The sequence below is a fragment of the Lagierella massiliensis genome, assembly GCF_001407835.1.
GTDB lineage: Bacteria > Bacillota > Clostridia > Tissierellales > Peptoniphilaceae > Mediannikoviicoccus > Mediannikoviicoccus massiliensis.
In genome coordinates this window covers 909,055-934,420 of record NZ_CYUO01000005.1, presented here as the reverse complement: position 1 = coordinate 934,420, position 25,366 = coordinate 909,055, and the positions used below count along the sequence as shown (strand labels likewise).

Here is a 25,366-nt window from a genome sequence, read left to right as displayed (position 1 = left end):
TAAATGAAGAAAAGCGGTCTTGTTATAAATAAAGACAGTAATATGTTGGATATACTTGTAATTAGAGAGAGCGCCTGTGGCGGAAAGTGTGAAAGCTGTGCTGGATGCTCAGGAGAAGATAAGCCTCTAATTATAAATGTTAAAGATGATGGAAGATTTAATAAAGGTGATAGAGTAGAACTTAACATGGACAGTTCTACTGTGTTAAAGTACTCTGCAATAGTATATATCATACCGATAATAGCCTTTATCGCAGGTGTTGGATGTGCTACAATTATACTTGGAAAGTACAATATAAAGAACAGTGAATTTTTGAGTTTATTGTTTGGATTATTGTTTTTAGCAATTTCTATTTTTATTTTAAGAGGAGTAGACAAAAAAGTAAGTAAGAATACTAATAATATTCTAACTATAAAAAAAATTAACTAAACATTTTAGGAGGAATTTCAAGATGAGCTTAAGAGAATTACCAACTCTAAAAGAATTTGATAGTGAAATCTATCAAGTAATTGAAGATGAAACCAACAGACAAAGAGAACATTTGGAGCTTATCGCTTCGGAAAACTTTATCTCTGAACCTGTCATGGAAGCACTTGGAACTACATTAAATAATAAGTATGCTGAAGGTTATCCTTCAAAGAGATATTATGGTGGTTGCGAGTTCGTTGATGTTTCAGAAGACTTAGCAAGAAAAAGACTTTGCAAACTTTTTGGTGCGGACCATGCAAACGTTCAACCTCACTCAGGTGCTAATGCAAATATAGCTGTATACCTTTCTTGCTTAAAACCAGGAGATACAGTTTTAGGAATGAAACTTTCAGAAGGTGGACACTTAACACATGGATCACCTGTAAATATATCAGGACTTTATTTCAACTTTGTTGAATATGGATTAAATTCTGAAACTGAAACTATAGACTATGAAGAAGTTAGACAAAAAGCATTAGAACATAAACCTAAACTAATAGTAGCAGGTGCTAGTGCATATCCAAGAATTATTGACTTTAAGAAGTTTAGAGAAATTGCAGATGAAGTTGGAGCATATTTAATGGTTGATATGGCACATATTGCAGGTCTTGTAGCTGCTGGAGAACACCCAAGCCCAATACCATATGCTGACTTTGTAACTTCAACTACACATAAGACTTTAAGAGGACCTCGTGGTGGTGTAATCCTTTGTAAAGAAGAACATGCAAAGGCAATCGACAAAGCAGTATTCCCAGGACTACAAGGTGGTCCATTAGAACATGTTATTGCAGCAAAGGCAGTATGTTTTAAAGAAGCACTACAAGATGACTTCAAAGATTATATAAAACAAGTTGTAAAGAATGCACAAGTTCTTGGTGAAACATTACAAGAAGGTGGAATTAGACTTGTATCTGGAGGAACAGATAACCACTTACTACTTCTTGATGTACGAGGACTTAACTTAACAGGTAAAGAAGCAGAAGCACTTTTATCAGAAGTTAATATAACTACAAATAAAAATACAATTCCAAATGATCCTGAATCACCATTTGTAACTTCAGGTATAAGAATTGGAACACCTGCTTGTACAACAAGAGGAATGAAGGAAGAAGCTTTCAAAAAGATTGGTCAATTAATAATAGAAACACTAAAGAAAGAAAGAAGTCCTGAAGAAATTAAAAAAGATGTATTAGCTTTGGCTAATGAATATCCACTATATATATAATTTATATCCCTGGGAGAAATCTCAGGGATTTTTGTAACTTTTTTAAAATGCAGTATAATAGAGAAGATGTTTTTTAATTTTCTAAAAAGATGATAAAATTATATTGTATGAAAAGAGGTGGAACTATGAGAAAACCTATAGTAGCGGTTGTAGGTAAACCGAATGTAGGAAAATCAACTTTATTTAATAAAATTGTTAGGAAGAGAGTTGCTATAACTCAAGACGATCCAGGAGTAACAAGAGATAGATTATATCAAGATGCAGAGTGGCAAAACAGACACTTCACGTTGGTTGATACTGGAGGTATAGAAGTAAAAAGTGATGACGTATTTTCTAAACAAATAGTTAATCAGGTTGATTTAGCAATAGATACAGCAGATATAATTTTGTTTATTGTAGACGCAAAAACTGGTATTACTCCAGAAGATAGAGATGTATTAAATCTTTTAAGACGAACAAATAAAGAGATAATATTAGTAGTTAATAAGATAGATAGCAGAAAAAATGATAATCTAATATATGAATTTTATGAATTTGGAATACCTACAGTTATGGGAATTAGCGCTGAAGGCTCTCGAGGAATTGGAGATCTTTTAGATGAAATAGTTAAAAACTTTGAACCAATGACATCTGAATTTGAAGACGATGTTACTAAAGTTGCCATAATTGGAAAGCCAAATGTAGGAAAATCTTCACTAATTAACAGGCTTCTTGGTGAAGAAAGGATGATAGTTACAAATATTGCTGGAACTACAAGAGATTCTATTGATTCAAATTTTAAATATAATGGGCATGACTATATTCTTATTGATACAGCAGGTCTTAGAAGAAAGAGATATATTGATGAAGAAGTTGAAAGGTACAGTGTTGTGAGAACACTTTCTTCAATTGACAATTCAGATATATCGGTTTTAATGATTGATGCAGCTGAGGGAGTCACAGAACAAGATTCTAAAATAATAGGATATGCTCATGACAATGGAAAAGCAATGATTATTGCTGTAAACAAATGGGATTTAATAGACAAGGACGAAACAACTCAAAGACAATTTGAAAAGGAAATTAGGACAAGACTTGGATTTATAAATTATGTTCCGATAGTTTTTATGTCAGTAAAAAATAATCTAAGGGTTTATAATTTATTTCAAATGATTGAAAAGGTAAATGAAAATTACTCAATGAGAATCAGTACTGGGACATTAAATGAAATCATAAACGAAGCAGTACTTCATAGTGCTCCACCAACAGATAAAGGAGAAAGATTAAAGATATTTTATGCATCTCAGGTCTCTACAAGACCTCCAAAGATAGTCTTTCATATAAATAAAAAAGAACTAATGCATTTTTCTTACTTAAGATATTTAGAAAATCAAATAAGAGAGTATTTTAAATTTGAAGGGGTCCCAATATTATTTGATTTAAAACCAAGGGGACCAAGGAGTAGATAATGAAGTTTATTTTCCTTTTATTATCCTATCTTGTAGGATCTATTTCTTGGGCTATTATACTTGGAAAGATTTTTCGCAAAGAAGATATAAGAGACTTTGGTTCAGGCAACGCTGGAGCTACCAATGTACTACGAACTTTTGGTAAAAACTTTGCAATAGCTACATTATTACTCGATACACTAAAGGGATTTTTGCCATCAATGATAGGCTATAAACTTTTTGGAGATGTAGGCCTTTTACTTGGAGGAGTTGGTGCTGTATGTGGACATAACTGGCCCATTTACTTTAATTTAAAAGGTGGTAAGGGAATAGCTACTTCTTTAGGAGTATTTATAGCTTTAAGTCCTTTATTTGCACTAACTTTAATATTAATTTTTTCGATTGTGGTTGGAATAACTAAGATGGTTTCTTTGGGTTCTATTGCAGCAGCTTGTACAAGTGTTATCAAAGGAATATATTACCTTGTTACTAAAAAATATGAAGTAGCGGCCCTTTTAATAATTTTAGGAGCTATAGCTATATGGAGACATAGATCCAATATCCATAGAATTAGAATGGGACAAGAGTCTAAATTAGGCAAAAAATAATAATTTGTGATATAATTGTTTAGTAAAATTGTGAATAATAATATTTCAGGAGGGTGTATGAAAGTATTAGTAGTAAATTGTGGTAGTTCATCATTGAAGTATCAATTATTTGATATGGAAAATGAAGAAGTTATCGCAAAAGGTTTAGTTGAAAGAATTGGAATTGAAGGATCAAAGATATCTCAAGAAGTTGGAGACAAAAAAATGTCTAAAGAAGCTCCAATGCCTACACATACTGAAGCTTTAACTTTAGTATTTGATTTCTTAACTGATCCTGAAAAAGGAGCTATCAAGAGCGTTGATGAAATTAATGCAATTGGACATAGAGTACTTCATGGTGGAGAAGAATGTGTTGACTCAACACTTATTGATGACCATGTAAAATCAATCATTAAAGAATATATTAAATTTGGTCCGCTTCACAACCCAGCAAACTTAATGGGAATTGAAGCTTGTGAAAAAATACTTCCTGGCAAACCAAATGTAGCAGTATTTGATACAGCTTTCCATATGACAATGCCAGCATATAATTATATGTATGGAATACCTTATGAATACTATGAAAAATATAGATTAAGAAAATTTGGTTTCCATGGAACAAGTCATAAGTATATTACAAGAAGAACTGCTGAATTATTGAGAAAAGATCAAAAAGATATTAATATAGTAACTCTACATTTAGGTAATGGATCATCTTTAGCAGCTATAAAAAATGGTAAATGTTTAAACACAACAATGGGACTTACTCCGTTGGAAGGACTTATCATGGGAACAAGATCAGGTGACTTAGATCCAACAGTTTTAAACTTTATTCAAAATGAAGAAGGTCTTTCACCAGATGAAATGAATCAATTCCTTAATAAAAAGTCTGGTGTTCTTGGAATATCAGGACTAAGTTCAGACTTTAGAGACTTAGAACAAGCAAGCAACGAAGGAAATGAAAGAGCAAAACTTGCACTTGACATGTTCCACAACAGAGTTAGAAAATTCTTAGGTGCTTACCTTCTTGAACTTGGTCATGTTGATGCAATATGCTTTGCAGGTGGTATTGGAGAAAATGGTATAACTTCAAGAGCTGCTATATTAAAAGATCTTGAAAACTTTGGAATCATACTTGATGAAGAAAAGAACAAAGTTAGAAAAGAAGCTTTAATCTCTGCAGATGATTCTAAGATAAAAGTATTTATTGTTCCAACAAATGAAGAACTTATGATAGCAAGAGATACATTAGAATTAAGTAAGTAGTTGACAAGGTTTCTAAAAATAAGTATAATACTAACGTTAGATAAATTTAAATCATAACTTATTAGCTTATGGGACTGTTAGCCTCCCATAATTTAAAAAAATTAAAAAAGATTTAACTATTGAGGAGGTGTAATAATGGCAGTACCAAAGAGAAAAACTTCCAAAGCTAGAAGAGACAAGAGAAGAGCATCATCATATCAGTTACCTAAAGTAACTATAGTTGAATGCCCTGAATGCCATGAACCAAAATTACCACATAGAGTTTGTAGAAATTGCGGTTATTATGATGGCAAATCAATCTTATCAGTTGATGAAGATTAATAAGAGATTAGAGAGGATTTTTCCTCTCTTTTTTATTTTAGAATTAATTAAATAAATGGAATGTAACAAAATTTGAATTAAATGTATCTATAAAACTTTAAGAATGCATAAAACACTTTTTATATGGTAAAATATAGTGAGGTGTAATATGAAAATATTATTGGATACATTAGGTGCAGATAAAGGGTGCGAAGTGGTAGTTAAAGGTGGACTTAGAGCTTTAGATAACCATCAAGAGATTGAAATAACTTTTATCGGACCTGAAAAGGAAATTATAGAATTAATTAAAGATTCAAAAAACAAAAATAGAATAGAAATAATAGATACAAATGAATTTATTTCTAACGAGGAAGAGCCGGCTCTTGCAATTAGGAGAAAAAAGAATTCTTCAATTACATTGGGGTTGAAAAAATTAAAAGAAGAGAACTATGATGGAATTCTTTCCTGTGGAAGCACAGGAGCACTTCTTGCAGGTGCGACTCTGATAGTTAAGAGAATAGATAATATATCAAGAGGAGCTTTGACGGTGGTATTACCTGCAAAAGATAATTATACACTTTTACTTGATGGGGGAGCTAACATGGACTGTACTCCAGAACTTCTTTATCAGTTTGCGGTAATGGGAAATGTTTATTCAAGAGAAGTTTTAAATGTAGCAAAACCAAGAATAGGACTCCTTTCTGTAGGTACAGAAGAAAATAAAGGTGACAGTTTAAGAAAAGAAACTTATGAACATCTAAAGAATATGAACTTAAACTTTGTAGGTAATATTGAAGCAAGGGACGCATTAAGTGGGAATGTAGATGTTATAGTTACCGATGGCTTTTCAGGAAATGTGTTATTAAAAAGCATTGAGGGCACTGCCATAAGACTTACAGAAATTTTAAAAGAAGGAATAATGTCTTCATTTAGAACAAAAATAGGTGCAGCATTAATGAAACCTGCACTATATAAACTTAAAAGTAGTTTTGATTATAATGAAGTTGGTGCAGCACCACTTCTTGGGGTTAAAAAAGCTGTTTTTAAAGCTCATGGAAGTTCGAATGAAAGAGCAATCGAAACCGGAATAGATAAGTTAATTCAATTTGTAAAAAAAGATGTTGTAAGAAAAATAGAAGAAAACTTGGAGGTTTAAAATGATTTTTGATAAAGTTTCAGAAGTTATAAAAGAAGAATTTGATGTGGAAAATGTAAACATGGATACTGTAATAAGAGAAGACTTAGGTGCTGATTCAATCGGTCTTGTAGAACTTGTTATGGCCCTCGAAGATGAGTTTGATATTGAAATAGATGATTCTAAGTTAGATGAAATAATTACAGTTTCAGATATAGTTTCATACATCGAAAGCAGCAAAAGAGGTTAAAATTGATATTGAGTGGTGAAAGGCTTAAACAATTGAATGCTTTGGAAGAGCGTATAGGCTATAAGTTCAATGATATTGAACTTTTAGATTATGCCTTCCATCATATTTCAAAGGTAAATGAGTCAAAAAATAAAAATTACAAATCAAACGAAAGGTTAGAATTTTTAGGAGATGCAATACTTGGAGCGGTATTTGCTGAATATTTTTTTAAAAAATATCATGAGAAAGATGAAGGTAAACTAACGAAGTTGAAGAGCATGGTTACATGTGAGCCAAGTTTTGGTTATGCAGCAGAGCATTTTAAGCTTGGAGATTTATTGATTATGGGAAAGGGAGAGGCTAAGTCTGGAGGAAAAAAAAGAATATCAACTCTTTCAGACACATTTGAAGCTTTGATGGCATCAATATATTTAGATTCTTCATACGAGGTTGTGTATGATTTGATTACTGTAAAACATATAGGACTTTTTATGAAATATCTAGAAACTTCAAGCTTAAATTACAAGTCGATATTACAAAATTATATTCAAAGGGAAATGAAGGAAAAATTGACTTATAGACTTGACAATTCTACTGGACCAGATCATGATAAAACTTTTTATGTTACTGCATTTTGTGGAACAACTGCACTGGAACAGGGAGTTGGGAAAAATAAAAAACAAGCAGAACAAGATGCTGCAAAAAATTCTATTATAAAAATGGGGATAGACTTTGAGTAAGTTAAATATTATACCAGTATTTGTTCCACATTATGGATGCCCTAATGATTGTGTTTTCTGTAATCAACGAAAGATAACAAATCAAGATTATATAAAAGATTATGAAGATACAAAGAATTCTATTGAAGAGTATTTGAATTATTTTTCAAATAAGGATAATGAAACACAAATTGCATTTTATGGAGGTAGCTTCACAGGGCTTCCTATGGATGTAATGAAGGAATTTTTAAGTATAGGAAAGAGTTTTATTGATAGAGGGGTTGTAAATTCTTTGAGACTTTCAACAAGACCTGACTATATTGATGAAAATATTCTAAACATATTGAAAGCATATGGAGTTTCAACTATAGAACTCGGTGTTCAGTCTCTTGTGGATGAGGTTCTTATTGCAAACCAAAGAAATCATCTGTCAGATGTAGTTTATAAATCTTCAAAACTAATAAAGGAATTCGGATTTAGACTTGGACTACAACAGATGTTAGGTCTATATAAATCAGATATGGAAATGGATTTATATACAGCTGATGAATTTATAAAAATTGGGCCAGAATTTGTAAGAATATATCCAACTCTTGTAATTAAAGATAGCTTCTTGGAGAAACTTTATTTAGCTGGAGAGTACAATCCGTATACTCTAAATGACACAATAATTCTCTGTAAAGATATTTTTTGTAAATTTTATAAAAATGGAATTGATGTTATAAGAATAGGGTTACAGCCTACAGATAATATAACTCTTGGGAAAGATGTTGTTGCAGGGCCATTTCATCCATCAATAAGACAGCTTACGATTCAAGAACTCTACAAAGATGCTATGGATGAAGCTTTGAAAAACTTTATTAGACAAGAGATAGATGTATATGTAAAAAATAGTGAATTAAACTATCTTATTGGAAATAAAGGAACGAATAAGAAATTTTTAATAGAAAAATACAAAATAAAAAAGTTTAGAGTTCATGGAACAAATATTGATAAGATTAGGATTCAATCAAGTATGGATTCGGTAGATCTTGACATGGACAAGTTTTTGAAAAGTTATAGGGGTTTGGATTAGGTGAAATTAGAAGCGGTTGAATTAAAGGGTTTTAAATCTTTTAAAGATAAAGTAAATTTACAATTTAATAATCCTATATGTGCCATAGTTGGACCTAATGGAAGTGGAAAGTCAAATATCTCTGACGCCATAAGATGGGTTTTGGGAGAACAATCTGCAAAGTCACTTCGTGGAAGCAAGATGGAAGATGTTATATTTTCAGGTACAGAAAAAATTGCGCCATTAAATTTTGCTTCAGTTTCTCTATCATTTGATAATAGCGAAAAGTGGATACCTATAGAATATGAAAAGGTAGTTGTTACAAGAAGAGTTTTTAGAACAGGAGAGTCTCAGTACTACATCAATAAAAAAGCTTGTCGTCTTAAAGATATAAGAGAACTTTTTATGGATACTGGTATAGGTAAGGAAGGGTATTCTATTATCGGACAAGGTAGAATTGATGAGATTCTTTCTAATAAGAGTGAAGACAGAAGATATATATTTGAAGAAGCTTCTGGTATTTCGAAGTATAAGTATAAGAAGGAAGAAGCTTTAAAAAAGCTTGACAAGACAGTTACAAATCTTGGAAGAATTGAAGATGTTTTAATACAAAAACAAGAAAATAGAGACTATCTTGAAAAGCAAGCTAAGAAAGCAACCATTGGGTTAAAACTTACAAAGGATATAAAGCTTTTAGATCTTTATTATTACTTAGTAGATGTTGAGATAATACAAAATAAATACAATGAAGTAATAAGAGAAAATAAGTCAATTAAAGAAGAAATAGACTACTATAACGATCTTATTTCAAAAATTGAACCAAAGATTGAAGAAGAGAGTAATAGTCTTAAAAGTTTGGAAGAAGAGATAAAAAGACTTTCGACGGATGAAAGTTCTGTAAAAGATAAAATTCAAGATTACAATCTTAAACTCAAGCTTACTGAAGAAAGGGTTTTGAATGGCAATAATGAAATTGATAGAATTTCAAAAGAGATTAAGTATTTTGAAGAAAAATTGGAAACAAATAAAATAAAATCTGAAGAAATAGATGTAGAAAAAATAGAAATAAATAACTCTTTGCTCAATAGGAAAAAAGAACTTGAGAATGTCAATTGTAAAGTATTAGAATTTAAGAAAGAGATAGATAGTTTAAATTTATTACTAAATGAAAAAGAATCTAAAATTCTTTCTTTAAAAGAAACTTTGAATAATATACAGGTAGAAAAGCTTACCAGAGAAAGGATTTTTGAAAGTCGAAAAGAGGATATTTCAAAACTTTCCCAGGATAAACATACTTTAGAAGAAGAGTTAAAAAAATTAAGACAAGATTATAATAATTTAAATAAAATCTATAATGAAGTTAGAAATAAAGTTTTTGGACAAGTATCAGAGATTGAAGAATTAAAAAATAAAATCGAGTTTTGTAAAGATGATTATACAAAATTAAACGAAAAGTATCATAAGGTTGAAGTTGAACTACAGACAAAAGATAGGGAACTTAATTTCTATATAAATGTTAGAAATAATTACGAAGGATATAGTAAGCAGGTTTCAAATTTTTTTAATCGTATTAAAAAAACTAACTTAAAAGACAAGTGCATTGGAACCTTGGCAGATTTAATTGAAGTCGAAGATAAATATCTTATTGCAATTAATAACGCCTTAGGAGGCTCTTTACAAAATGTTGTAGTTGAAAATGAATATGATGCTAAGGTATTAATAGAATTTTTAAAGTCAGAACGAATTGGAAGACTAACATTTTTACCTCTTAATAAAATAAATAAACATGATTCAAATTTTAAATTTGAGGATCCTAAAATTTTGGCTATTGCTTCAGAATTAATTAACTGTGACAAAAAGTTTAAGGGCCTTATAAATCACTTTTTAAATAATACATTAGTAGTTTATAATCTTGAAGATGCAATAGAAGTTTCTAAAAAATATAATAGGTATAGAATTGTCACCCTTGACGGAGAGATATTTAACTCATGGGGATCTATAGTAGGCGGATATACTGGAAAATCTTCTAATACAGAAATATTAAATAGAAACAATAAGATTTTAGAACTTGAAAAAGAAACTAAACAGATGTCAAATGAAAAAGAGAAATTAATTAAAGAACTTAAGAAATTGGACATCTTAATAAAAAATTACCATGAAGAACATAAGCTTATTGAAGTAGAAAAAAATATAGAAGAAAAAGAAAAGATTGAATTAGAAGAAAAAATTCAAATTCTTTCCAATGATATAAAAGTAAAACAATCATTATATGAAAAAGCTGTTAGTAAGTATGAAAGCATATTAAATATTTCTTTTGAAGAATTAGATTTAGAAAATCCTGAAAGCATAAAAGAAGAAATTCAAAGACTAAGTATAGAGAATGATGAGTTGAAATTAAAGTTTGAAAACAATAACTCTGAAAATAGAAAACAAGAAATCGAAAAGATAAATATTAACTCTAAAATAGAGAGCTTAGAGAGGGATTTAAATATCTTATTAAATAAAGAAAAAGATATTAAAAATGAAAATGAAGATTTTTCTTATAGACTTAAGCTTGATATGGAGTCTAAAGAAAAAGTAGAATTAGATTTGAGAGTTAATAGAGAAAATATTGAAAAATACAATTCTGAACTTAAAGTTTTAAATAGAAAGATTATTGAAATTCAAAATATTTTAGAAGAAAATGAAGTTGATTTCAAATCGAGACAAAATGAACTTTTGGAAAGAAGAGAAGAGCTACGAGACAATAAGGAGATAAATGTAAAATTAGAATACTCAATGGGGTTGAATTTTGAAAAAATTGAAAATTTAAATTCAAATATTTCTAGAATACGTAATAATTGTCTTGAGGAGTATTCGGTTTATATTGATAAGTTTACGTTAGTAGAAGAGGTAGAGGAACCTTCAAGAAAAGAACTTAAAATATTAAAAAAAGATTTAAGAGAACTTGGTTATTTCAGTGTAGATACAATTGAAGAATTTAAAATCGTTGATGAAGACCTTAATTTTCTTTTAAACCAGAAGAACGACTTGATGAAATCTAAAAATGATATTGAGGAGATAATTAAAAATCTTAACAAGGAAATGAAAGAGATGTTTACAACATCGTTTAAAGATATAAATGGTAGATTTCAAAAGATTTTTAAAATTCTTTTTGATGGAGGAAATGCAGAGCTTAAGTTAGAGGGAACAAATCCTTTAGAGTCTGGAGTTGAAATAGTTGCAGAGCCTCCTGGAAAAAAATTACAAAGTTTGACACTTTTATCTGGGGGAGAAAAAGCACTTACAGCAGTTGCTCTTCTATTTGCTATTTTTGAGACAAGACCATCGCCTTTTTGTATTTTGGACGAGATAGATGCGGCACTTGATGAAGCAAATATTTTCAGATACACAAATTATTTAAAATCATTAACAGATTCAACTCAATTTATCATGATATCCCATAGAAAAACTACAATGGAGATTGCAGATGTGCTATATGGGGTAAGTATGGAGGAAGAAGGAGTTAGTAAAGTTATTTCCTTAAAATTAAAGTAGGAGGAACTATGTTAGAAAGTTTTTTTAATAAGTTTAAGAAAAACAAAGAAAAAATTGAAGATACTAAAGAAGAAGTAGAAAAAAGTTTAAAAGATATAACAGAAGAGTCTAAAAATATTCAAGAAAATATCGAAAATATAAAGGATTCTATCAAAGAAGATTTAGATTCTGAAGTGGATTCAAAAGAAGATTTAAAAGAAAATGCTTCTGAAAATGAATCTATTATCGTTGAAGAACAGGGGAAAATAGAATTAGAAGAAGATTCTGAAATTGAAAAAGAAAAAGTTATTGAAAAGTCAGAAGAAGTAAAAGTAGAAGAGACCAAAGAGAAAGTAGAAAAAAAGGGTTTCTTTAACAATCTTTTCAGTGGCCTTCAAAAAACAAGAGACAACATCTCAAATAAAATCGACAGTGCATTGGCAAGGTATCAAAAAGTTGACGAAGAACTTTTTGAAGAACTTGAAGAAATTTTAATATCTGCAGATATAGGTGTAGAGTCAACAATGCATATTATGGATGAACTTGAAAGCCAAGTTAAGCTTAAAAGAATTAAAGATCCTAAAGAAGTAAAAAATATGTTGATGAATATTATGATTGAAAAACTTGAAGAAGCAAATCTTGATAATAGCATGAATATAAAAGATACTCCTTTAATTATGCTTGTTATAGGTGTGAATGGAGTTGGAAAGACAACTACTATAGGAAAACTTGCATCAAAATATAAGACGGAAGGAAAATCTGTAACTCTTGTTGCTGCAGATACATTTAGAGCCGCTGCCATAGAGCAATTAAATGAATGGTCTAATAGAGCAGGTGTAGATATAATATCTCACCAAGAGGGAGCAGATCCAGCATCTGTTGTATTTGATGGAATAGCATCAGCAAAATCTAAAAATACTGACATCCTTATTTGTGACACCGCAGGAAGGCTTCACAATAAAAAGAATCTTATGAATGAATTAGAAAAAATTCATAGAATTGTAGATAGGGAATACCCTGATGCAAGAAAAGAAGTTTTATTGGTGGTTGATGGAACGACTGGACAAAATGCAATTTTACAAGTAAAACAGTTTAAAGAGGTTGCTGATATAACAGGAGTTGTTATAACTAAACTTGATGGTACTGCTAAGGGAGGAATGGTATTTCCAATAGAATCAGAATTTAACATTCCAATAAAATATATTGGAGTAGGAGAGCAAATAGATCAACTTATGGAATTTAATCCAAAAGATTTTATTTCTGCAATATTCAGTTAGCTACTTTATTGCAATGAATTATAACATTTGTTAAAATGAAATGGGGGATAATATGTTGAATAAAAATAAATTTGAAAATGGAACTGTAAAGATATCAAACGAGATTATAAACAAAATTGCAAGCACATCTACATTAGAAATTGAAGGAGTAGCAGGGCTTGCAGGTGGATTAGGAGAAAGAATCACCGACGGCATAAGAGGTGCTTCAAGAGCTGTACAAGTGAATGTTGGTAGAGATTTTGTGAATATTAATGTAAATGTAATTTTAAAAATGGGAGTTAGAATTCCTGAGGTTTCAAGAAATATTCAAGAAAAAATAAAAGAAAATGTAGAAAACTTTACAGGTTTGAATGTGTCACAAGTAAACACAAGTGTTGTTGGTATATATTAGATTTTATCCCTCTTGTGATAAGAGGGATTTTTTATGGAGGAATTTTGAATAGAAAAGAAGCCAGAGAATGGATTGTAAAATTTATTTTCCAAATTACTATTAATGAAGTATTTGACAAAGAAGATGTCGAAGTGTTTATTAATCACTTTGAGATAGATGAAAAACATAGAGATTTTATAGAGAGTTCAATTTTTTCGATAATAGATAATCTTGATGAAATTGATGAAAAAATAAAAGATAATTTGATAGGATGGGACTTTAATAGGCTATATTGTATAGATAAGTCCATATTAAGAGTTGCTACAAATGAAATTATTTATGATGATAATATTCCAGATAGAGTTGCTATTAACGAAGCTGTTGAGATAGCAAAAAAATATTCATCGGAAGACTCCTATAGATTTATAAATGGCGTATTAGGAAGTATTTCAAAAGGTGAGGTTAATGAATAGTAAAGCCTTTACTGTATCAGAAATAAGTAAATATATTTCAACTCTATTAAAAAGAGATCCTATGCTGATAAATGTATTTGTTGAGGGAGAAGTCTCTAATTTTAAAAAATCTTCTGGAAATATCTATTTTAGCCTAAAGGATGAAGAAGCTTCGATTAAATGTATTATTTTCAGAAATATGGAGATTTCTAAAACTTTACAACTTTCAGATGGAGATAAGATTTCGTTGAGAGCAAGTGTAATAACATATGAGAAGGGCGGTTATTATCAGCTCCTCGTTAAAGAAGTTATAAACACAGGTATTGGAGATATCTATAGACAATATGAATTACTGAAAGAAAAATTTAAAGAGTTAGGTTACTTTGATGAAAGTCATAAACGTCAGATAACTAAAATGCCTAAGAATATTGGAGTAGTAACATCACCTAACGGGGCTGCTATTAGAGATATTATCACAACTATAAGAAGAAGATTTCCAATTGTAAATATATATATTTATCCAGCAATAGTACAAGGACAGAATGCACCGAAGAGTTTGATAAACGGGATAGAAGTTTTAAATTCCTATGAATTTATAGATTTTATTGTAATAGGTCGAGGGGGAGGTTCCTTTGAAGATTTAAATTGCTTTAATGATGAAGAATTACTTTTAAAGATATTTAACTCAAAAAAACCAATAATTTCTGCAGTAGGTCATGAAGTAGATAATATGCTATCCGATTTTGTTTCAGATTTAAGAGCAGCTACTCCAACAGCAGCCGCAGAACTTTGTACGCCAAATCTTGTGGATTTAAAAGAAAACTTGAATAAGAAATTAAATTTAATTGAGAAGGCTTACTCTAATTACTTTATAGAAGAGAGAAAAAAGTTGGATTATTATTTTAGTTTGATTAAAGTCTACAACCCATTAGATAAGATATGCAAATTGAAAGAAGAAAATCAAAAGTTAAATCTTAGAATAGATAGGCAAGTTAAGCTAAATATAATTAAAGAAAGAGACAGGTTAGAAAAATTTAGTATATACCTAATGGAACATAATCCAATTCAAAGAATTGAGTTGACAAAGGACGAATTAAACAATATTAAAAAAATCATAAAGATAAAAACATTTGCAAAACTAAATCAGGAAAGATTGAAATTAAAAGAATTGCAAACAAGGGTTGAATTGCATAATGATTTAAGGATAAAAAAACTTGGGTATATTAGAGCTACATCAAAAGGCGCATATATCAACTCAGCAAAGAGCTTAAAAGTTGGAGAGTTATTAGAACTTCATTTTGAAGATGGTATAGCTACTACAGAAGTAAGGAGTATTGAAAATGGAAAATAATTTTTCAAACTATGAAGATAGTTTAAATAGATTGGAAGAAATATTGGAAAAGCTTGAAGATGACAATATTACTTTAGAAGAAAATGTTAAACTTTATGAAGAGGCACTAATGCATCATAAAAAATTAATGGAAATATTAGATAGGGAAGAGGGTAAAATTAGAATGATGACAGAGGATGGAGAGTCTGATTTTGACCCAAATATATTAAATAGTGATGAATAATTTTATTGAAGAATTTGAATTAAGAAAGAGATTTATAAACAAAGGACTTAAAAGTATTTTTAACGATAAAAATATTTTAGAAGATGGTTCATTTTATTCTTTGATGAATAACGGCAAGAGACTTAGACCGATTTTATTCGTTGAGTTCTATAGTCTATTTAAAGAAGTTGATGAACCTTGTAAAGATTTTGCGTATGCAATAGAATTAATTCATAACTACTCACTTGTTCATGATGATCTTCCAGCTATGGATAACGACGATATGAGAAGAGGCAAACCAACTGTTCATAAAAAATTTGGTGAAGATATGGCTATATTAATTGGAGATGGTCTTCTCAACAAGAGTATGGAAAAAATTCTTATGGCAATATCAAAATCAGACAATAAAGATAATTTTATTGAAGCTTCAAAATATTTTTATTCCCAATCAGGCTATGATGGAATGATTTATGGACAGGTTTTAGATATTCAAAATAAGCTTGAGAATAAGTCAGATTTTTTTGATATGTATGATAAAAAGACTTGTGGACTCATCAAAGCTTCTTGCAAATGCGCTGCAATAACGGCAGGAGCGACTAAAGAAGAAATATCTCTATCAGAAGAGTTTGGGTATAATTTTGGAATAGCATTTCAACTTAGGGACGATATGCTTGATTATGAGGAAGATTTAGAATCTTCGAAACTTACTTATGCAACTTTAATTAAAGATAAGGAAGAGATTATAGACCTTATTCATAAGCATTCAAAAAAAGCTATGAAATGTCTAAAATCTTTAAATAAAAACACAGATTTTTTAGAGAATTTGACGAAGGAATTTATTAATCGAGATATATAGGAGCTTTTTAAGCTCTTATTATCATATTCATATAAGTTACTTTGGCAAAATCAAAGAGATTACATATATTAAAAGATATACTTATGTAAGGAGTATTATATGAAAAAATATGCAAGACAAAGATTGATTCTTGACTTGGTTGATAAGTATGAAATAAGAACACAAGAAGAATTATCAGAATTACTTGAAGAAAATGAAGTTTTTGCTACTCAAGCAACCATATCAAGAGATATAAAGGAATTAAGAATTACAAAAGTACAGACAAAAGACGGGGAATATCACTATTCTGTGATAGATACTGTTCATGATTCTTTAAATGAAAGACTTGATAAGATTTTTAAATCAGCAGTTCTAAGTATTGAACACAATGGTGAAATGGTTATCGTAAAGACTATTTCTCATACTGCAACTGTTTCAGCTGTACCAATTACAAATGCGAAGATAAAGCATATTAGTGGTATTCTATCAGGAAATGATATAATTTTTATAGCAGTAGATGATAAAAACAAACTTGATGAAGTTGTAGATGAGATTAAAGCATTGATGAAATAAAGAGAGGAACAATGTTAGCTGAACTTTATATTCAAAATTTTGTTATTATTGAAAAGTTGCAAGTTGAATTCGATTCAAATTTCAATGTAATCACTGGTGAAACTGGAGCAGGTAAGACAATACTTGTAAATGCACTTAAGCTTCTGATAGGGGACAGATTTCAAAAGTCTTATATTGGTAAATATGGAAATTCTTCAATTGTAGAAGGAAAATTTATTATATCATCAGAAGAAAAATTAAATAGATTTAAAGAGATGGGGTATGAATTAGAAGATGGTGTTCTCATTGTAACAAGGGAATCACAGAAGTCAGGAATAAGTAACAACAGAATTAATGGTAGAAATGTTACTTTAAGCTTTTTAAAAGAAATGATGAAAGATCTTATAGATATTCATAGTCAAAATGAAAATCAAACCCTTTTGAACAAATCTAACTATATAAAAATATTAGATGATTTCAGTCCAGAAGGAAACAAAAATATTTTGAATGACTTAGATAAAAAACTTAAGGAATTACAAAATTTAAAAAAAGAACTTTCAAGTCTTAGCTTAAGTTCTGAAGAAATAGATAGAGAAAAGGATATTTTAAGGTTTCAGATTGAAGAGTTAGAGAGCATTGACTTGGAAAATTTTGATGAAAGAGAAATTGAAAATGAATTTAAGGTTCTTAGTAATATCGATAGGATAAAAATGTCTATATCAGGCATATCTGAAAACTTAAAGGGTAGTGAATTTGGAAACTTTGATGTTTTAGGCTCTCTATCTGAGATTGTATCTGAGCTTTTGGAGTTAAAAGAGCTGGATTTGGATTTAACTGAAATATCTGATAGAATAGAGTCTTCATACTATGAACTTGAAGATGTTTATAGAGATATAGAAAACTATCAAAACGGCTTGTACTATGATGAAGAAAAATTACATTTACTTGATGAAACCATATTGAATATTACAAATCTGAAGAGAAAATATGGATCAGATATTTCAGAATTAATAGACTTTAGAGAAAAATCTAAGGAAAGACTTGATATATTAGAAAAGATAGAAGAAAATATTGAAATACTGAATAAAGAGATTAATAAAAAGCATTTGGATTGTAAAAATCTATGTAGTAGGCTGACAGATATACGAAAGAAAGTAAGCAAAAATCTTGAAAAGGATATTCTTAAAAATGTAAAAGGCTTAAATATGCCAAATGCAAAGTTTTCTATTGTTTTTTTTGAAGATGAAAAAATCACGTCAATGGGAAAGGACATAGTGGAGTTTAATATCTCTACAAATGTGGGTCAGCCGTTGATGCCTTTGAATAAAGTTGCTTCTGGAGGAGAGCTTTCAAGAATAATGTTGGCATTAAAAACATCCTTAGCTTCAGTGGACAATGTGGATACTTTGATATTTGATGAAGTTGATACTGGTATTAGTGGACGAACAGCTATTCTTGTTGGAGAGAAGTTACAAATGATTTCAAAGTCCAGACAGATAATAACAATATCACACCTTGCACAAATAGCATCACTTGCATCATCGCATATGCTAATAGAAAAAAGTGAGCGTGATTTAGATACAATTTCAAATATCAGAGCTATAGATGAAAAAGAGAGAGTAATGGAAATTTCCAGGTTAATAGGAGGAATTGACATAACTGAAAATACAATCAAACAGGCAGTTGATATGATTGAACAGGGCAAGTTCCAATTTAACGAAGGAGAGAAATAAGATGAGTAAAGAACAGACGATAAAATCTGAAATGATATATGAAGGTAGAATCTTAAACTTAAGAGTTGATACTGTCGAACTTAAGAATAGAAAATATTCAAAAAGAGAAATAGTTGAACATGCGAATGCAGTTACAATAATTGCATTAAAGGATGAAAAAGTCATATTTGTTCGTCAATATAGGAAAGCTGTTGACAAAGAGTTAATTGAACTTCCAGCTGGACTTATTGAGTCGAATGAGCTTCCTAAAGAAGCCGCTAAAAGAGAGTTACAAGAAGAAATAAAATTTGATGCAAAGGATTATGAATATCTATTTGACTCATATTCATCTCCCGGATTTACAGATGAAAAGATGTCATATTTTTTAGCAACTGAATTATTTCCAAGTCCATTAGAAGGTGATGAAGGAGAAGACTTAAAGATAGAAGAGTACTCATTAGAAGAGGCGTTGAATATGATTGAAGAAGGTAAAATTGAAGATTCAAAGACGATTATAGGATTGCTATATTTAAAGAGTAAAAGGGATAAAAATGTTTAATTTACAAACTATATTAACTTATATAGTAATTTACTCAGCACTATTAGTATCTTTAATATTACATGAAAACGCACATGGAGTAGCGGCACTTTACATGGGAGATACCACGGCAAAGGATAGTGGAAGATTATCTTTAAATCCATTAAAACACTTGTCTCCACTTGGGACGTTATCACTCTTAATATTTCATTTTGGATGGGCGAAACCTGTACCAATAAACCCCTATAATTTTAGAAAAAAGAAATTGGGTAATTTCTTAGTTTCGATTTCAGGAGTTATAACCAATTTTTTGCTCGCTTTTATATCTCTTGTAATATTTAATTTTGTGATATCAAGAGTTGATGCGAATCCCTATTTAATTTTATTTGTTAAGTCTATGGTACAATACAATGTGCTATTGGGAGTATTTAATTTAATACCATTACCTCCACTTGATGGTTCAAAGATTGTAATGACATTTTTACCAGATAAAGTAAATTATAAATTGCTTAGTGTGGAAAGATATACAAATATGATATTGATTGCACTTATTTTTACAGGTGCAATTTCAAAAGTTGTACTCTCTATGTCAGATTTTGTTTTAAAATTTATGTATGGTTTGTTGGGGTAAAGTATGTATAAGATAGAAACTGATTATTTTCAAGGTCCATTTGACCTCTTGTTAAGTTTAATTGAAAAAAATAAGATAGATATTTATACTGTAAAATTAAGTGACATAACTGAAGATTTCTTAAGGGAAGTTGAAGAATTAAAGACTATAAATCCTGAAAATATAGCAGATTTTATTTTTTTAGCAAGTACATTACTTGAGATAAAGTCAAAAAAATTACTTCCAAAAAATGAGTTTTTAGATGAAGAAGAAACTGTTACAGAAGAAATGATATTAACAAGGCTTAGAGAATATAAAAAGATTAAGGAACTTTCACAAGAGTTACAAAAGCATAAAGATAAAGCGGACAGTTCATATCCTAAGTTGCAGGAAGATTTGTCCGATTTTTTTGAAAACAAAACAGAGAACAAAATAATTGGAGATGGATTAATACTCTACAACGAATTATTTAAAGTGATAAGTAGAATTGATAAGAGGCAAAAGAATTTAGAAAAGTTTGATATCTTGAAAAGAGAAGAATTTTCTGTTGATGAATATATGAGTATCATAAAAAACAAGTTAATTCCAGGAAAGAAAATGAATTTCTCTGATTTTTTCCATAATAATATGCACGTAAGCGAACTTGTAACTCTATTTCTTTCTATATTGGAATTGTTAAAAATAAATGAAGTGAAATTATATCAAGATGAAAACTTTGATGAAATATTCATAGAATTAAGGTGTGAAGATGAATTATAAGTCTATAATTGAGTCATTATTATATATATGGGGAGAACCCCTTTCATATAAAGAAATTGCAAAGATAATAGAAAAAACTCCAGGAGAAACTAAAAAGATACTTAAGGAGATGGTATCTGATTGTAATTCTTCAGACAGGGGAGTTGAGTTAAAACAATATGGTGACAATTTTCAATATGTTACAAAAGAATGTAACTTAGAATTTGTTAAGAAATTGGTCAATAAGAATGATAATAAAAACATTACAAATTCATCAATGGAAGTGCTTTCAATTATAGCTTATAAACAACCAATCACTAGAGTTGAAATTGAAGAGATAAGAGGAGTTAGATCTCAAGGACCTATCGACACTTTACTTTCAAGAGATTTGATAATGGAAGTTGGAAGACTTGAACAAATTGGTAGACCAATACTATATGGTACAACAGATGAATTTTTAAGAGTATTTGATTTGGTTGATTTAAAACATCTTCCTCAAAAAAATGAGGTAGAGCAATTATTTTTAGAGGTAAATAAAAGTGAGGATTAATAAGTATCTTGCACACAGTGGAGTTTGTTCAAGAAGGCAAGCTGACGAATTAATTTCACAGGGAAGAGTCAGTATAAATGAGGATGTAGTTAAAGAACTTGGGGTGAAAGTTTCTCCGGAAGATATAATAAAGTTAGACGGTAAAGAAGTAAAATTATCTAAAAAATTCGAGTATTTTCTTTTAAACAAACCTATTGGATATGTATCAACTGTAAAAGATCCACATGCAGAAAAAACTGTACTTGATTTGGTAAAATCAGAGGAAAGATTATATCCTGTTGGAAGACTTGATAAAGATAGTAGGGGAATAATTATTATTACAAATGATGGGGATTTGACTTATAAATTGACTCATCCAAAGAAGGATATATTTAAAACCTATGAGGTAATATTAGATAAAAAACCTAAAGAAGTGGATTTAAAAACCTTGATTAGAGGAATACCAATGGATGGATATTTGACAAAGAGATGCAAAATAAAAAAGATTTCTAATTATAATTATCAAATATCAATATCTGAAGGAAAAAATAGACAAGTTAGAAGAATGTTTAATTACATTGGATGCAAAGTTGTTGACTTAAAGAGAATTTCTATTGGAAAAATAAAAGATAATTATCTACCTGAAGGAAAATTTAGAAAACTTACAAAGGAAGAAGTAGATTATTTAAGGAGTTTATAATGTTAGTAGTTAAAGATTCAAATCCAAAGGATTTGGATTATTTTAAAGAAAAATATGATATTGAATTGAGTTTAAATTATAAAGTACCAGAAATATTTTTTACGCTTTTTGAAGATGAAAAAATAGTAGGATATAGCAAAATAGAAATAAATGGCAAAAATTGTTATTTAAGAGAGTTTAAAATAGTAGGTGACTTTGATTTTTTAGATAAAAATTTTTATCTTAGAGCAACTGCTTCTAAAGTTTATGATTTAGGATTTGAATATCTTAATTACGAAAATAAAAATTTGGAAGAGTTACTTCCTGAATCACCAATTCATATTTTAGATTTCTTAAAAGGAAGTTGTTGTAATGATTAAAAACTGCAAGGGAATATTGGATTTATTTTTACAAGATTATAAAGGGAAAAATTTAGTAGCTGTTGATATGACCCTTGGAAATGGAAATGACTTAAGAAAACTTGTTAATATTTTAGGAAATGAAAGTAAATTTTATGGATTTGACATTCAGGATATTAGTATTCAAAATACAATAGAAAAATTTAATGAAAAAGAGTTAAGTAATATCAATCTTATTTTAGATAGCCATGAGTACATAGATAAATACGTAAAGGAAAATATAGATATTTCAGTTTACAACTTAGGTTACCTACCAAAAGGTGATAAAAAAATTGTTACAAACTATAAAAAGGTGATTAATAGCCTTGAAGTATTACTTGAAAAGCTAAATCCAAATGGTAGGGTGTTTATTACATTCTATCCTGGACATCCATCTGGATTGGAAGAAGCAATACATATTGAAAAGTATTTAAAAGAATTAAATCAAAAGGAGTTTGAAATTATTAAATTTGATTTTATAAATCAAAAAAACAATCCTCCTTTTCTTATTACATTGGAGAAAATAAAATGAAGGAAGTTATAGTTATTGGCGGCGGTCCTGCTGGAATGATGGCTGCTATTGCAGCAAAAAATGAAAATAATAATGTAACAATAATCGAAAAAAACGAAAAGCTTGGTAAAAAGCTATATATCACTGGCAAGGGAAGATGTAATATAACAAATTATAAAGACATATCTGAATTCTTCCCACAAATTAATAGAAATGAAAAATTCATGTACTCTGCATTTTATTCATTTAGCAACATGGATATTTTAAACTTGTTGAATGAATACGGTTTGGAATATAAAGTTGAAAGGGGAGATAGGGTTTTTCCATCATCAGACAAATCCTCGGATGTTATAAAAACATTTAAAAAAATATTAAATGACAAACAAATTAATCTTATTTTCGATGAAGACATAAGGTATATAGAAAAGGCTGATGATATATTTAAGCTTTATTCAAAGAATAATAGCTTTTCTTGTGATTATCTTGTAATTGCAACTGGTGGAAACTCTTATAAGTCAACAGGTTCAACTGGTGATGGCTATAAGTTTGCAAAAAATTTTGGAATTGAAGTAACTGACATCTACCCAGGTCTTGTGGGACTTAATTTAAATAGCTCAATTCATAAAGAACTTTCTGGAGTTAACCTAAAGAATGTAGAAGTTACATTAAATAAAAATGGGAAGCCTTATAAAAAAGAATTTGGAGAAGCATTATTCACTCACTTTGGAATATCTGGGCCAACCATATTAAGCCTATCTTCATTAATCTATCCAAAGGAGAAGTGTTCATTATCAATAGATTTGAAACCTGGTTTGAATTATAATCAGTTAGATGATAGAATAAATCGAGATTTCAATAAGTATATCAATAAGGATATTGAAAATGGTTTAAAGGATCTATTAATCAAATCATTAATCAAACCTATTTTAGAATTGTCTAATATTCCAAGGGATAAAAAGATAAATCAAATTACTAAAGAAGAAAGACATAGGCTTATAAAAAACATTAAAGGCCTTGAATTTAATATAAATGATATAAGAGATTTTAATGAGGCCATAATAACCAGAGGTGGAGTGGAAGTTAAGGAAATAGACTCATCAACAATGGAGTCTAAAAAGATAAAAAATTTGTATTTTGTTGGTGAAGTTATAGATGTAGATGCCTTTACTGGAGGATATAACTTACAAATAGCCTACTCTACAGGATTTCTTGCAGGAAGTAACATAAAGGACGATTGTAATGATAATTAACAATTTAAAATTAGAAGGCAAAAGTAGCAAAGATATCGCAAATCTTATTTATGAAGAATTAAAAAATATAGACACTACTAAAAATGATGTGCTTATTACAATTCCTGAAATGTACCAAGAAGTTTCAAACTACCTGGACAAGTATGACTTTGAAGGATTTGTAAAGACATCAACTTTAGAAGATGAAGACAATAATGATATTTCCATAGACATAGTAGAAAAAGAAAACTTTGTTGTTGCAATTGATGGACCATCAGCTTCAGGAAAAAGCACAGTAGCTAAGGAAATTTCTAAAATACTTGGTATAAATTATTTAGATACAGGAGCTATGTATCGTGCATTCACCTATTATCTTCTAAAGGAAAATATTAGTTTAACTGAAGAAGAAATAAAAAAAGTTATTGGAAATATAAATATTGACTTTGAAAAAGACAGTGTTATTTTAAACGGAGAAGATATTTCTAAAGAAATAAGAGGGGACGAAGTTACAAAAAATGTTTCAAGGGTTTCTGCAGTCCCTATTGTTAGAGAAGTACTGGTTGATTTACAAAGAAATATTTCTAAAGGTAAATCTATAGTTTTGGACGGAAGGGATATAGGAACTGTAGTTTTTCCTGATGCAAAGTATAAATTTTTTATAACTGCAACAGCCGAGGAAAGAGCCATGAGACGCTATAAAGATGAAAAATCTTCTTTAGACAAAAGCTATGAAGAGATATTAGAAGATTTAAAAGCAAGGGATATCATAGACTCAAACAGGAAAATCTCACCTCTTAAACAAGCGGAGGATGCACATTTCATTGATAGTACGGAAATGACTTTAAAAGAGGTTGTAGAAAAGATTATAAATATAATAAGAGGTATAGATGTATAAATTTTTAAAAGTTTTTTGTGGAGGTATGCTTCAATTATTTTTTAAATTTGAAGTGTACGATAAAGATAAAATTCCAAAAGATGGTCCTTTAATAATTTGTGCAAATCACACAAGTTTGCTTGATCCGGTTGTTCTTGCACAGGTTTGTGATAGAAAGATTTATTTTATGGCTAAAGAAGAACTATTTCATAAGCCTATACTAAGTCATATTTTAAAAAAACTTGGAGCATTTCCAGTTAATAGATCAAAAACTGATTTAAAAAGCGTAAGAACAGCTATGTCTATATTAAAAAGAGGGGATGTGCTTGGCATATTCCCAGAAGGAACCAGAGTTAAAACTGTATCTGTTGAAAACATTAAAGAGGGTGTTGGAATGATTTCAAATAGAACGGGATCACCTATACTACCAGTCTATATAGATACTGATTACAAGTTGTTCAGACCTATAAAGGTAACTTTTAGAGATTTAGTTTATCCAGAAGATTTTAAAGAATTTGGAAGGGATATTAATAAAGAGCTTACAATGGAAGTTTATAAAAAAATATATAATATTGAGGAGTAG

Annotated in this window: 29 protein-coding genes; all 29 read left to right on the top strand. The window is 29.5% G+C overall.

The features are described 5' to 3' along the window. Positions 1-3 precede the first annotated feature (3 nt). The 29 genes from BN2746_RS08105 (at position 4) to BN2746_RS07965 (ending at position 25,366) form a co-directional block, all read left to right on the top strand. Positions 4-429 carry a SoxR reducing system RseC family protein gene (locus BN2746_RS08105; protein WP_055079279.1) on the top strand — a complete coding sequence of 142 codons (426 nt, stop codon included), beginning with the start codon at positions 4-6 and terminating at the stop codon, positions 427-429. A gap of 22 nt (positions 430-451) precedes the next feature. Next, complete coding sequence (glyA, locus tag BN2746_RS08100) at positions 452-1,693, top strand: serine hydroxymethyltransferase (protein ID WP_055079278.1); 1,242 nt, start codon at positions 452-454, stop codon at positions 1,691-1,693. Positions 1,694-1,818: 125 nt separating this feature from the next. Then, complete coding sequence (der, locus tag BN2746_RS08095; RefSeq protein WP_055079277.1) at positions 1,819-3,141, top strand: ribosome biogenesis GTPase Der; 1,323 nt, start codon at positions 1,819-1,821, stop codon at positions 3,139-3,141. Then, positions 3,141-3,728, top strand: a complete 588-nt coding sequence (gene plsY, locus BN2746_RS08090; RefSeq protein ID WP_055079276.1) for a glycerol-3-phosphate 1-O-acyltransferase PlsY — start codon at positions 3,141-3,143, stop codon at positions 3,726-3,728. The genes der and plsY overlap by 1 nt, the downstream gene beginning before the upstream one ends. A gap of 57 nt (positions 3,729-3,785) precedes the next feature. Beyond that, the gene (locus BN2746_RS08085) at positions 3,786-4,973 is read left to right on the top strand and encodes an acetate kinase (RefSeq protein ID WP_055079275.1); all 1,188 of its coding nucleotides are present in this window, start codon (positions 3,786-3,788) and stop codon (positions 4,971-4,973) included. A gap of 135 nt (positions 4,974-5,108) precedes the next feature. Next, positions 5,109-5,294, top strand: a complete 186-nt coding sequence (rpmF, locus tag BN2746_RS08080; protein WP_055079274.1) for a 50S ribosomal protein L32 — start codon at positions 5,109-5,111, stop codon at positions 5,292-5,294. 148 nt (positions 5,295-5,442) lie between these two features. Beyond that, on the top strand, positions 5,443-6,429 hold the full coding sequence (gene plsX, locus BN2746_RS08075) for a phosphate acyltransferase PlsX (RefSeq protein WP_055079273.1): 987 nt from the start codon (positions 5,443-5,445) through the stop codon (positions 6,427-6,429). A 1-nt stretch (position 6,430) separates the two neighbouring features. Continuing rightward, the gene (gene acpP / locus BN2746_RS08070; RefSeq protein WP_055079272.1) at positions 6,431-6,658 is read left to right on the top strand and encodes an acyl carrier protein; all 228 of its coding nucleotides are present in this window, start codon (positions 6,431-6,433) and stop codon (positions 6,656-6,658) included. Positions 6,659-6,660: 2 nt separating this feature from the next. Then, positions 6,661-7,377, top strand: coding sequence for a ribonuclease III (rnc, locus tag BN2746_RS08065; protein ID WP_055079271.1), 717 nt, complete (start codon positions 6,661-6,663; stop codon positions 7,375-7,377). Further along, on the top strand, positions 7,370-8,431 hold the full coding sequence (locus tag BN2746_RS08060) for an elongator complex protein 3 (RefSeq protein ID WP_055079270.1): 1,062 nt from the start codon (positions 7,370-7,372) through the stop codon (positions 8,429-8,431). The genes rnc and BN2746_RS08060 overlap by 8 nt, the downstream gene beginning before the upstream one ends. Next, the gene (gene smc / locus BN2746_RS08055; protein ID WP_055079269.1) at positions 8,432-11,947 is read left to right on the top strand and encodes a chromosome segregation protein SMC; all 3,516 of its coding nucleotides are present in this window, start codon (positions 8,432-8,434) and stop codon (positions 11,945-11,947) included. A gap of 8 nt (positions 11,948-11,955) precedes the next feature. Next, positions 11,956-13,203, top strand: a complete 1,248-nt coding sequence (gene ftsY, locus BN2746_RS08050; RefSeq protein WP_077064946.1) for a signal recognition particle-docking protein FtsY — start codon at positions 11,956-11,958, stop codon at positions 13,201-13,203. Between the two features lie 52 nt (positions 13,204-13,255). Next, on the top strand, positions 13,256-13,594 hold the full coding sequence (locus tag BN2746_RS08045) for an Asp23/Gls24 family envelope stress response protein (RefSeq protein WP_055079268.1): 339 nt from the start codon (positions 13,256-13,258) through the stop codon (positions 13,592-13,594). Positions 13,595-13,638: 44 nt separating this feature from the next. Further along, positions 13,639-14,046 carry a transcription antitermination factor NusB gene (gene nusB / locus BN2746_RS08040; protein ID WP_055079267.1) on the top strand — a complete coding sequence of 136 codons (408 nt, stop codon included), beginning with the start codon at positions 13,639-13,641 and terminating at the stop codon, positions 14,044-14,046. Beyond that, positions 14,039-15,376, top strand: a complete 1,338-nt coding sequence (xseA, locus tag BN2746_RS08035; protein ID WP_055079266.1) for an exodeoxyribonuclease VII large subunit — start codon at positions 14,039-14,041, stop codon at positions 15,374-15,376. The genes nusB and xseA overlap by 8 nt, the downstream gene beginning before the upstream one ends. Then, positions 15,366-15,599: an exodeoxyribonuclease VII small subunit gene (gene xseB / locus BN2746_RS08030; protein ID WP_055079265.1), complete on the top strand. Its 234-nt coding sequence runs from the start codon at positions 15,366-15,368 to the stop codon at positions 15,597-15,599. Before xseA ends, xseB begins: the two co-directional genes overlap by 11 nt. Continuing rightward, on the top strand, positions 15,592-16,434 hold the full coding sequence (locus BN2746_RS08025; RefSeq protein WP_055079264.1) for a polyprenyl synthetase family protein: 843 nt from the start codon (positions 15,592-15,594) through the stop codon (positions 16,432-16,434). The genes xseB and BN2746_RS08025 overlap by 8 nt, the downstream gene beginning before the upstream one ends. A gap of 99 nt (positions 16,435-16,533) precedes the next feature. Beyond that, entirely contained in the window at positions 16,534-16,986 is a 453-nt protein-coding gene (locus BN2746_RS08020) for an arginine repressor (protein WP_055079263.1), read from the top strand. 11 nt (positions 16,987-16,997) lie between these two features. Then, positions 16,998-18,698 (top strand): DNA repair protein RecN, encoded by a 1,701-nt coding sequence (gene recN, locus BN2746_RS08015; protein ID WP_055079262.1) that lies wholly within the window; start codon positions 16,998-17,000, stop codon positions 18,696-18,698. A gap of 1 nt (position 18,699) precedes the next feature. After that, positions 18,700-19,236 (top strand): NUDIX hydrolase, encoded by a 537-nt coding sequence (locus tag BN2746_RS08010; RefSeq protein WP_055079261.1) that lies wholly within the window; start codon positions 18,700-18,702, stop codon positions 19,234-19,236. Next, on the top strand, positions 19,229-19,846 hold the full coding sequence (locus BN2746_RS08005) for a site-2 protease family protein (protein WP_055079260.1): 618 nt from the start codon (positions 19,229-19,231) through the stop codon (positions 19,844-19,846). The genes BN2746_RS08010 and BN2746_RS08005 overlap by 8 nt, the downstream gene beginning before the upstream one ends. Before the next feature lie 3 nt (positions 19,847-19,849). Next, complete coding sequence (locus BN2746_RS08000; RefSeq protein ID WP_055079259.1) at positions 19,850-20,584, top strand: segregation and condensation protein A; 735 nt, start codon at positions 19,850-19,852, stop codon at positions 20,582-20,584. After that, entirely contained in the window at positions 20,574-21,113 is a 540-nt protein-coding gene (gene scpB, locus BN2746_RS07995) for an SMC-Scp complex subunit ScpB (RefSeq protein WP_055079258.1), read from the top strand. The genes BN2746_RS08000 and scpB overlap by 11 nt, the downstream gene beginning before the upstream one ends. Then, positions 21,103-21,792, top strand: coding sequence for a pseudouridine synthase (locus tag BN2746_RS07990; protein WP_055079257.1), 690 nt, complete (start codon positions 21,103-21,105; stop codon positions 21,790-21,792). Before scpB ends, BN2746_RS07990 begins: the two co-directional genes overlap by 11 nt. After that, positions 21,792-22,151, top strand: coding sequence for a hypothetical protein (locus BN2746_RS07985; protein ID WP_055079256.1), 360 nt, complete (start codon positions 21,792-21,794; stop codon positions 22,149-22,151). The genes BN2746_RS07990 and BN2746_RS07985 overlap by 1 nt, the downstream gene beginning before the upstream one ends. Beyond that, the gene (locus tag BN2746_RS07980) at positions 22,144-22,701 is read left to right on the top strand and encodes a tRNA (mnm(5)s(2)U34)-methyltransferase (RefSeq protein WP_055079255.1); all 558 of its coding nucleotides are present in this window, start codon (positions 22,144-22,146) and stop codon (positions 22,699-22,701) included. The genes BN2746_RS07985 and BN2746_RS07980 overlap by 8 nt, the downstream gene beginning before the upstream one ends. Then, the gene (locus tag BN2746_RS07975; RefSeq protein WP_055079254.1) at positions 22,698-23,930 is read left to right on the top strand and encodes a BaiN/RdsA family NAD(P)/FAD-dependent oxidoreductase; all 1,233 of its coding nucleotides are present in this window, start codon (positions 22,698-22,700) and stop codon (positions 23,928-23,930) included. The genes BN2746_RS07980 and BN2746_RS07975 overlap by 4 nt, the downstream gene beginning before the upstream one ends. Further along, positions 23,920-24,804, top strand: coding sequence for a (d)CMP kinase (gene cmk, locus BN2746_RS07970; RefSeq protein ID WP_317133680.1), 885 nt, complete (start codon positions 23,920-23,922; stop codon positions 24,802-24,804). Before BN2746_RS07975 ends, cmk begins: the two co-directional genes overlap by 11 nt. Continuing rightward, on the top strand, positions 24,797-25,366 hold the full coding sequence (locus tag BN2746_RS07965) for a lysophospholipid acyltransferase family protein (RefSeq protein ID WP_055079253.1): 570 nt from the start codon (positions 24,797-24,799) through the stop codon (positions 25,364-25,366). The genes cmk and BN2746_RS07965 overlap by 8 nt, the downstream gene beginning before the upstream one ends.

Excerpts from the sequence above, each read along its gene's own strand:
- BN2746_RS07980 (WP_055079255.1), top strand. The coding sequence starts at position 22,144 with ATGATTAAAAACTGCAAGGGAATATTGGATTTATTTTTACAAGATTAT.
- BN2746_RS08105 (WP_055079279.1), top strand. The coding sequence starts at position 4 with ATGAAGAAAAGCGGTCTTGTTATAAATAAAGACAGTAATATGTTGGAT.
- cmk (WP_317133680.1), top strand. The coding sequence starts at position 23,920 with ATGATAATTAACAATTTAAAATTAGAAGGCAAAAGTAGCAAAGATATC.
- BN2746_RS07985 (WP_055079256.1), top strand. The coding sequence starts at position 21,792 with ATGTTAGTAGTTAAAGATTCAAATCCAAAGGATTTGGATTATTTTAAA.
- glyA (WP_055079278.1), top strand. The coding sequence starts at position 452 with ATGAGCTTAAGAGAATTACCAACTCTAAAAGAATTTGATAGTGAAATC.
- xseA (WP_055079266.1), top strand. The coding sequence starts at position 14,039 with ATGAATAGTAAAGCCTTTACTGTATCAGAAATAAGTAAATATATTTCA.
- BN2746_RS08045 (WP_055079268.1), top strand. The coding sequence starts at position 13,256 with ATGTTGAATAAAAATAAATTTGAAAATGGAACTGTAAAGATATCAAAC.
- BN2746_RS08025 (WP_055079264.1), top strand. The coding sequence starts at position 15,592 with ATGAATAATTTTATTGAAGAATTTGAATTAAGAAAGAGATTTATAAAC.
- rpmF (WP_055079274.1), top strand. The coding sequence starts at position 5,109 with ATGGCAGTACCAAAGAGAAAAACTTCCAAAGCTAGAAGAGACAAGAGA.
- BN2746_RS08010 (WP_055079261.1), top strand. The coding sequence starts at position 18,700 with ATGAGTAAAGAACAGACGATAAAATCTGAAATGATATATGAAGGTAGA.
- xseB (WP_055079265.1), top strand. The coding sequence starts at position 15,366 with ATGGAAAATAATTTTTCAAACTATGAAGATAGTTTAAATAGATTGGAA.
- plsX (WP_055079273.1), top strand. The coding sequence starts at position 5,443 with ATGAAAATATTATTGGATACATTAGGTGCAGATAAAGGGTGCGAAGTG.
- acpP (WP_055079272.1), top strand. The coding sequence starts at position 6,431 with ATGATTTTTGATAAAGTTTCAGAAGTTATAAAAGAAGAATTTGATGTG.
- plsY (WP_055079276.1), top strand. The coding sequence starts at position 3,141 with ATGAAGTTTATTTTCCTTTTATTATCCTATCTTGTAGGATCTATTTCT.
- BN2746_RS07965 (WP_055079253.1), top strand. The coding sequence starts at position 24,797 with ATGTATAAATTTTTAAAAGTTTTTTGTGGAGGTATGCTTCAATTATTT.
- BN2746_RS08020 (WP_055079263.1), top strand. The coding sequence starts at position 16,534 with ATGAAAAAATATGCAAGACAAAGATTGATTCTTGACTTGGTTGATAAG.
- BN2746_RS08000 (WP_055079259.1), top strand. The coding sequence starts at position 19,850 with ATGTATAAGATAGAAACTGATTATTTTCAAGGTCCATTTGACCTCTTG.
- BN2746_RS08085 (WP_055079275.1), top strand. The coding sequence starts at position 3,786 with ATGAAAGTATTAGTAGTAAATTGTGGTAGTTCATCATTGAAGTATCAA.
- BN2746_RS07975 (WP_055079254.1), top strand. The coding sequence starts at position 22,698 with ATGAAGGAAGTTATAGTTATTGGCGGCGGTCCTGCTGGAATGATGGCT.
- der (WP_055079277.1), top strand. The coding sequence starts at position 1,819 with ATGAGAAAACCTATAGTAGCGGTTGTAGGTAAACCGAATGTAGGAAAA.
- ftsY (WP_077064946.1), top strand. The coding sequence starts at position 11,956 with ATGTTAGAAAGTTTTTTTAATAAGTTTAAGAAAAACAAAGAAAAAATT.
- BN2746_RS08005 (WP_055079260.1), top strand. The coding sequence starts at position 19,229 with ATGTTTAATTTACAAACTATATTAACTTATATAGTAATTTACTCAGCA.
- recN (WP_055079262.1), top strand. The coding sequence starts at position 16,998 with ATGTTAGCTGAACTTTATATTCAAAATTTTGTTATTATTGAAAAGTTG.
- scpB (WP_055079258.1), top strand. The coding sequence starts at position 20,574 with ATGAATTATAAGTCTATAATTGAGTCATTATTATATATATGGGGAGAA.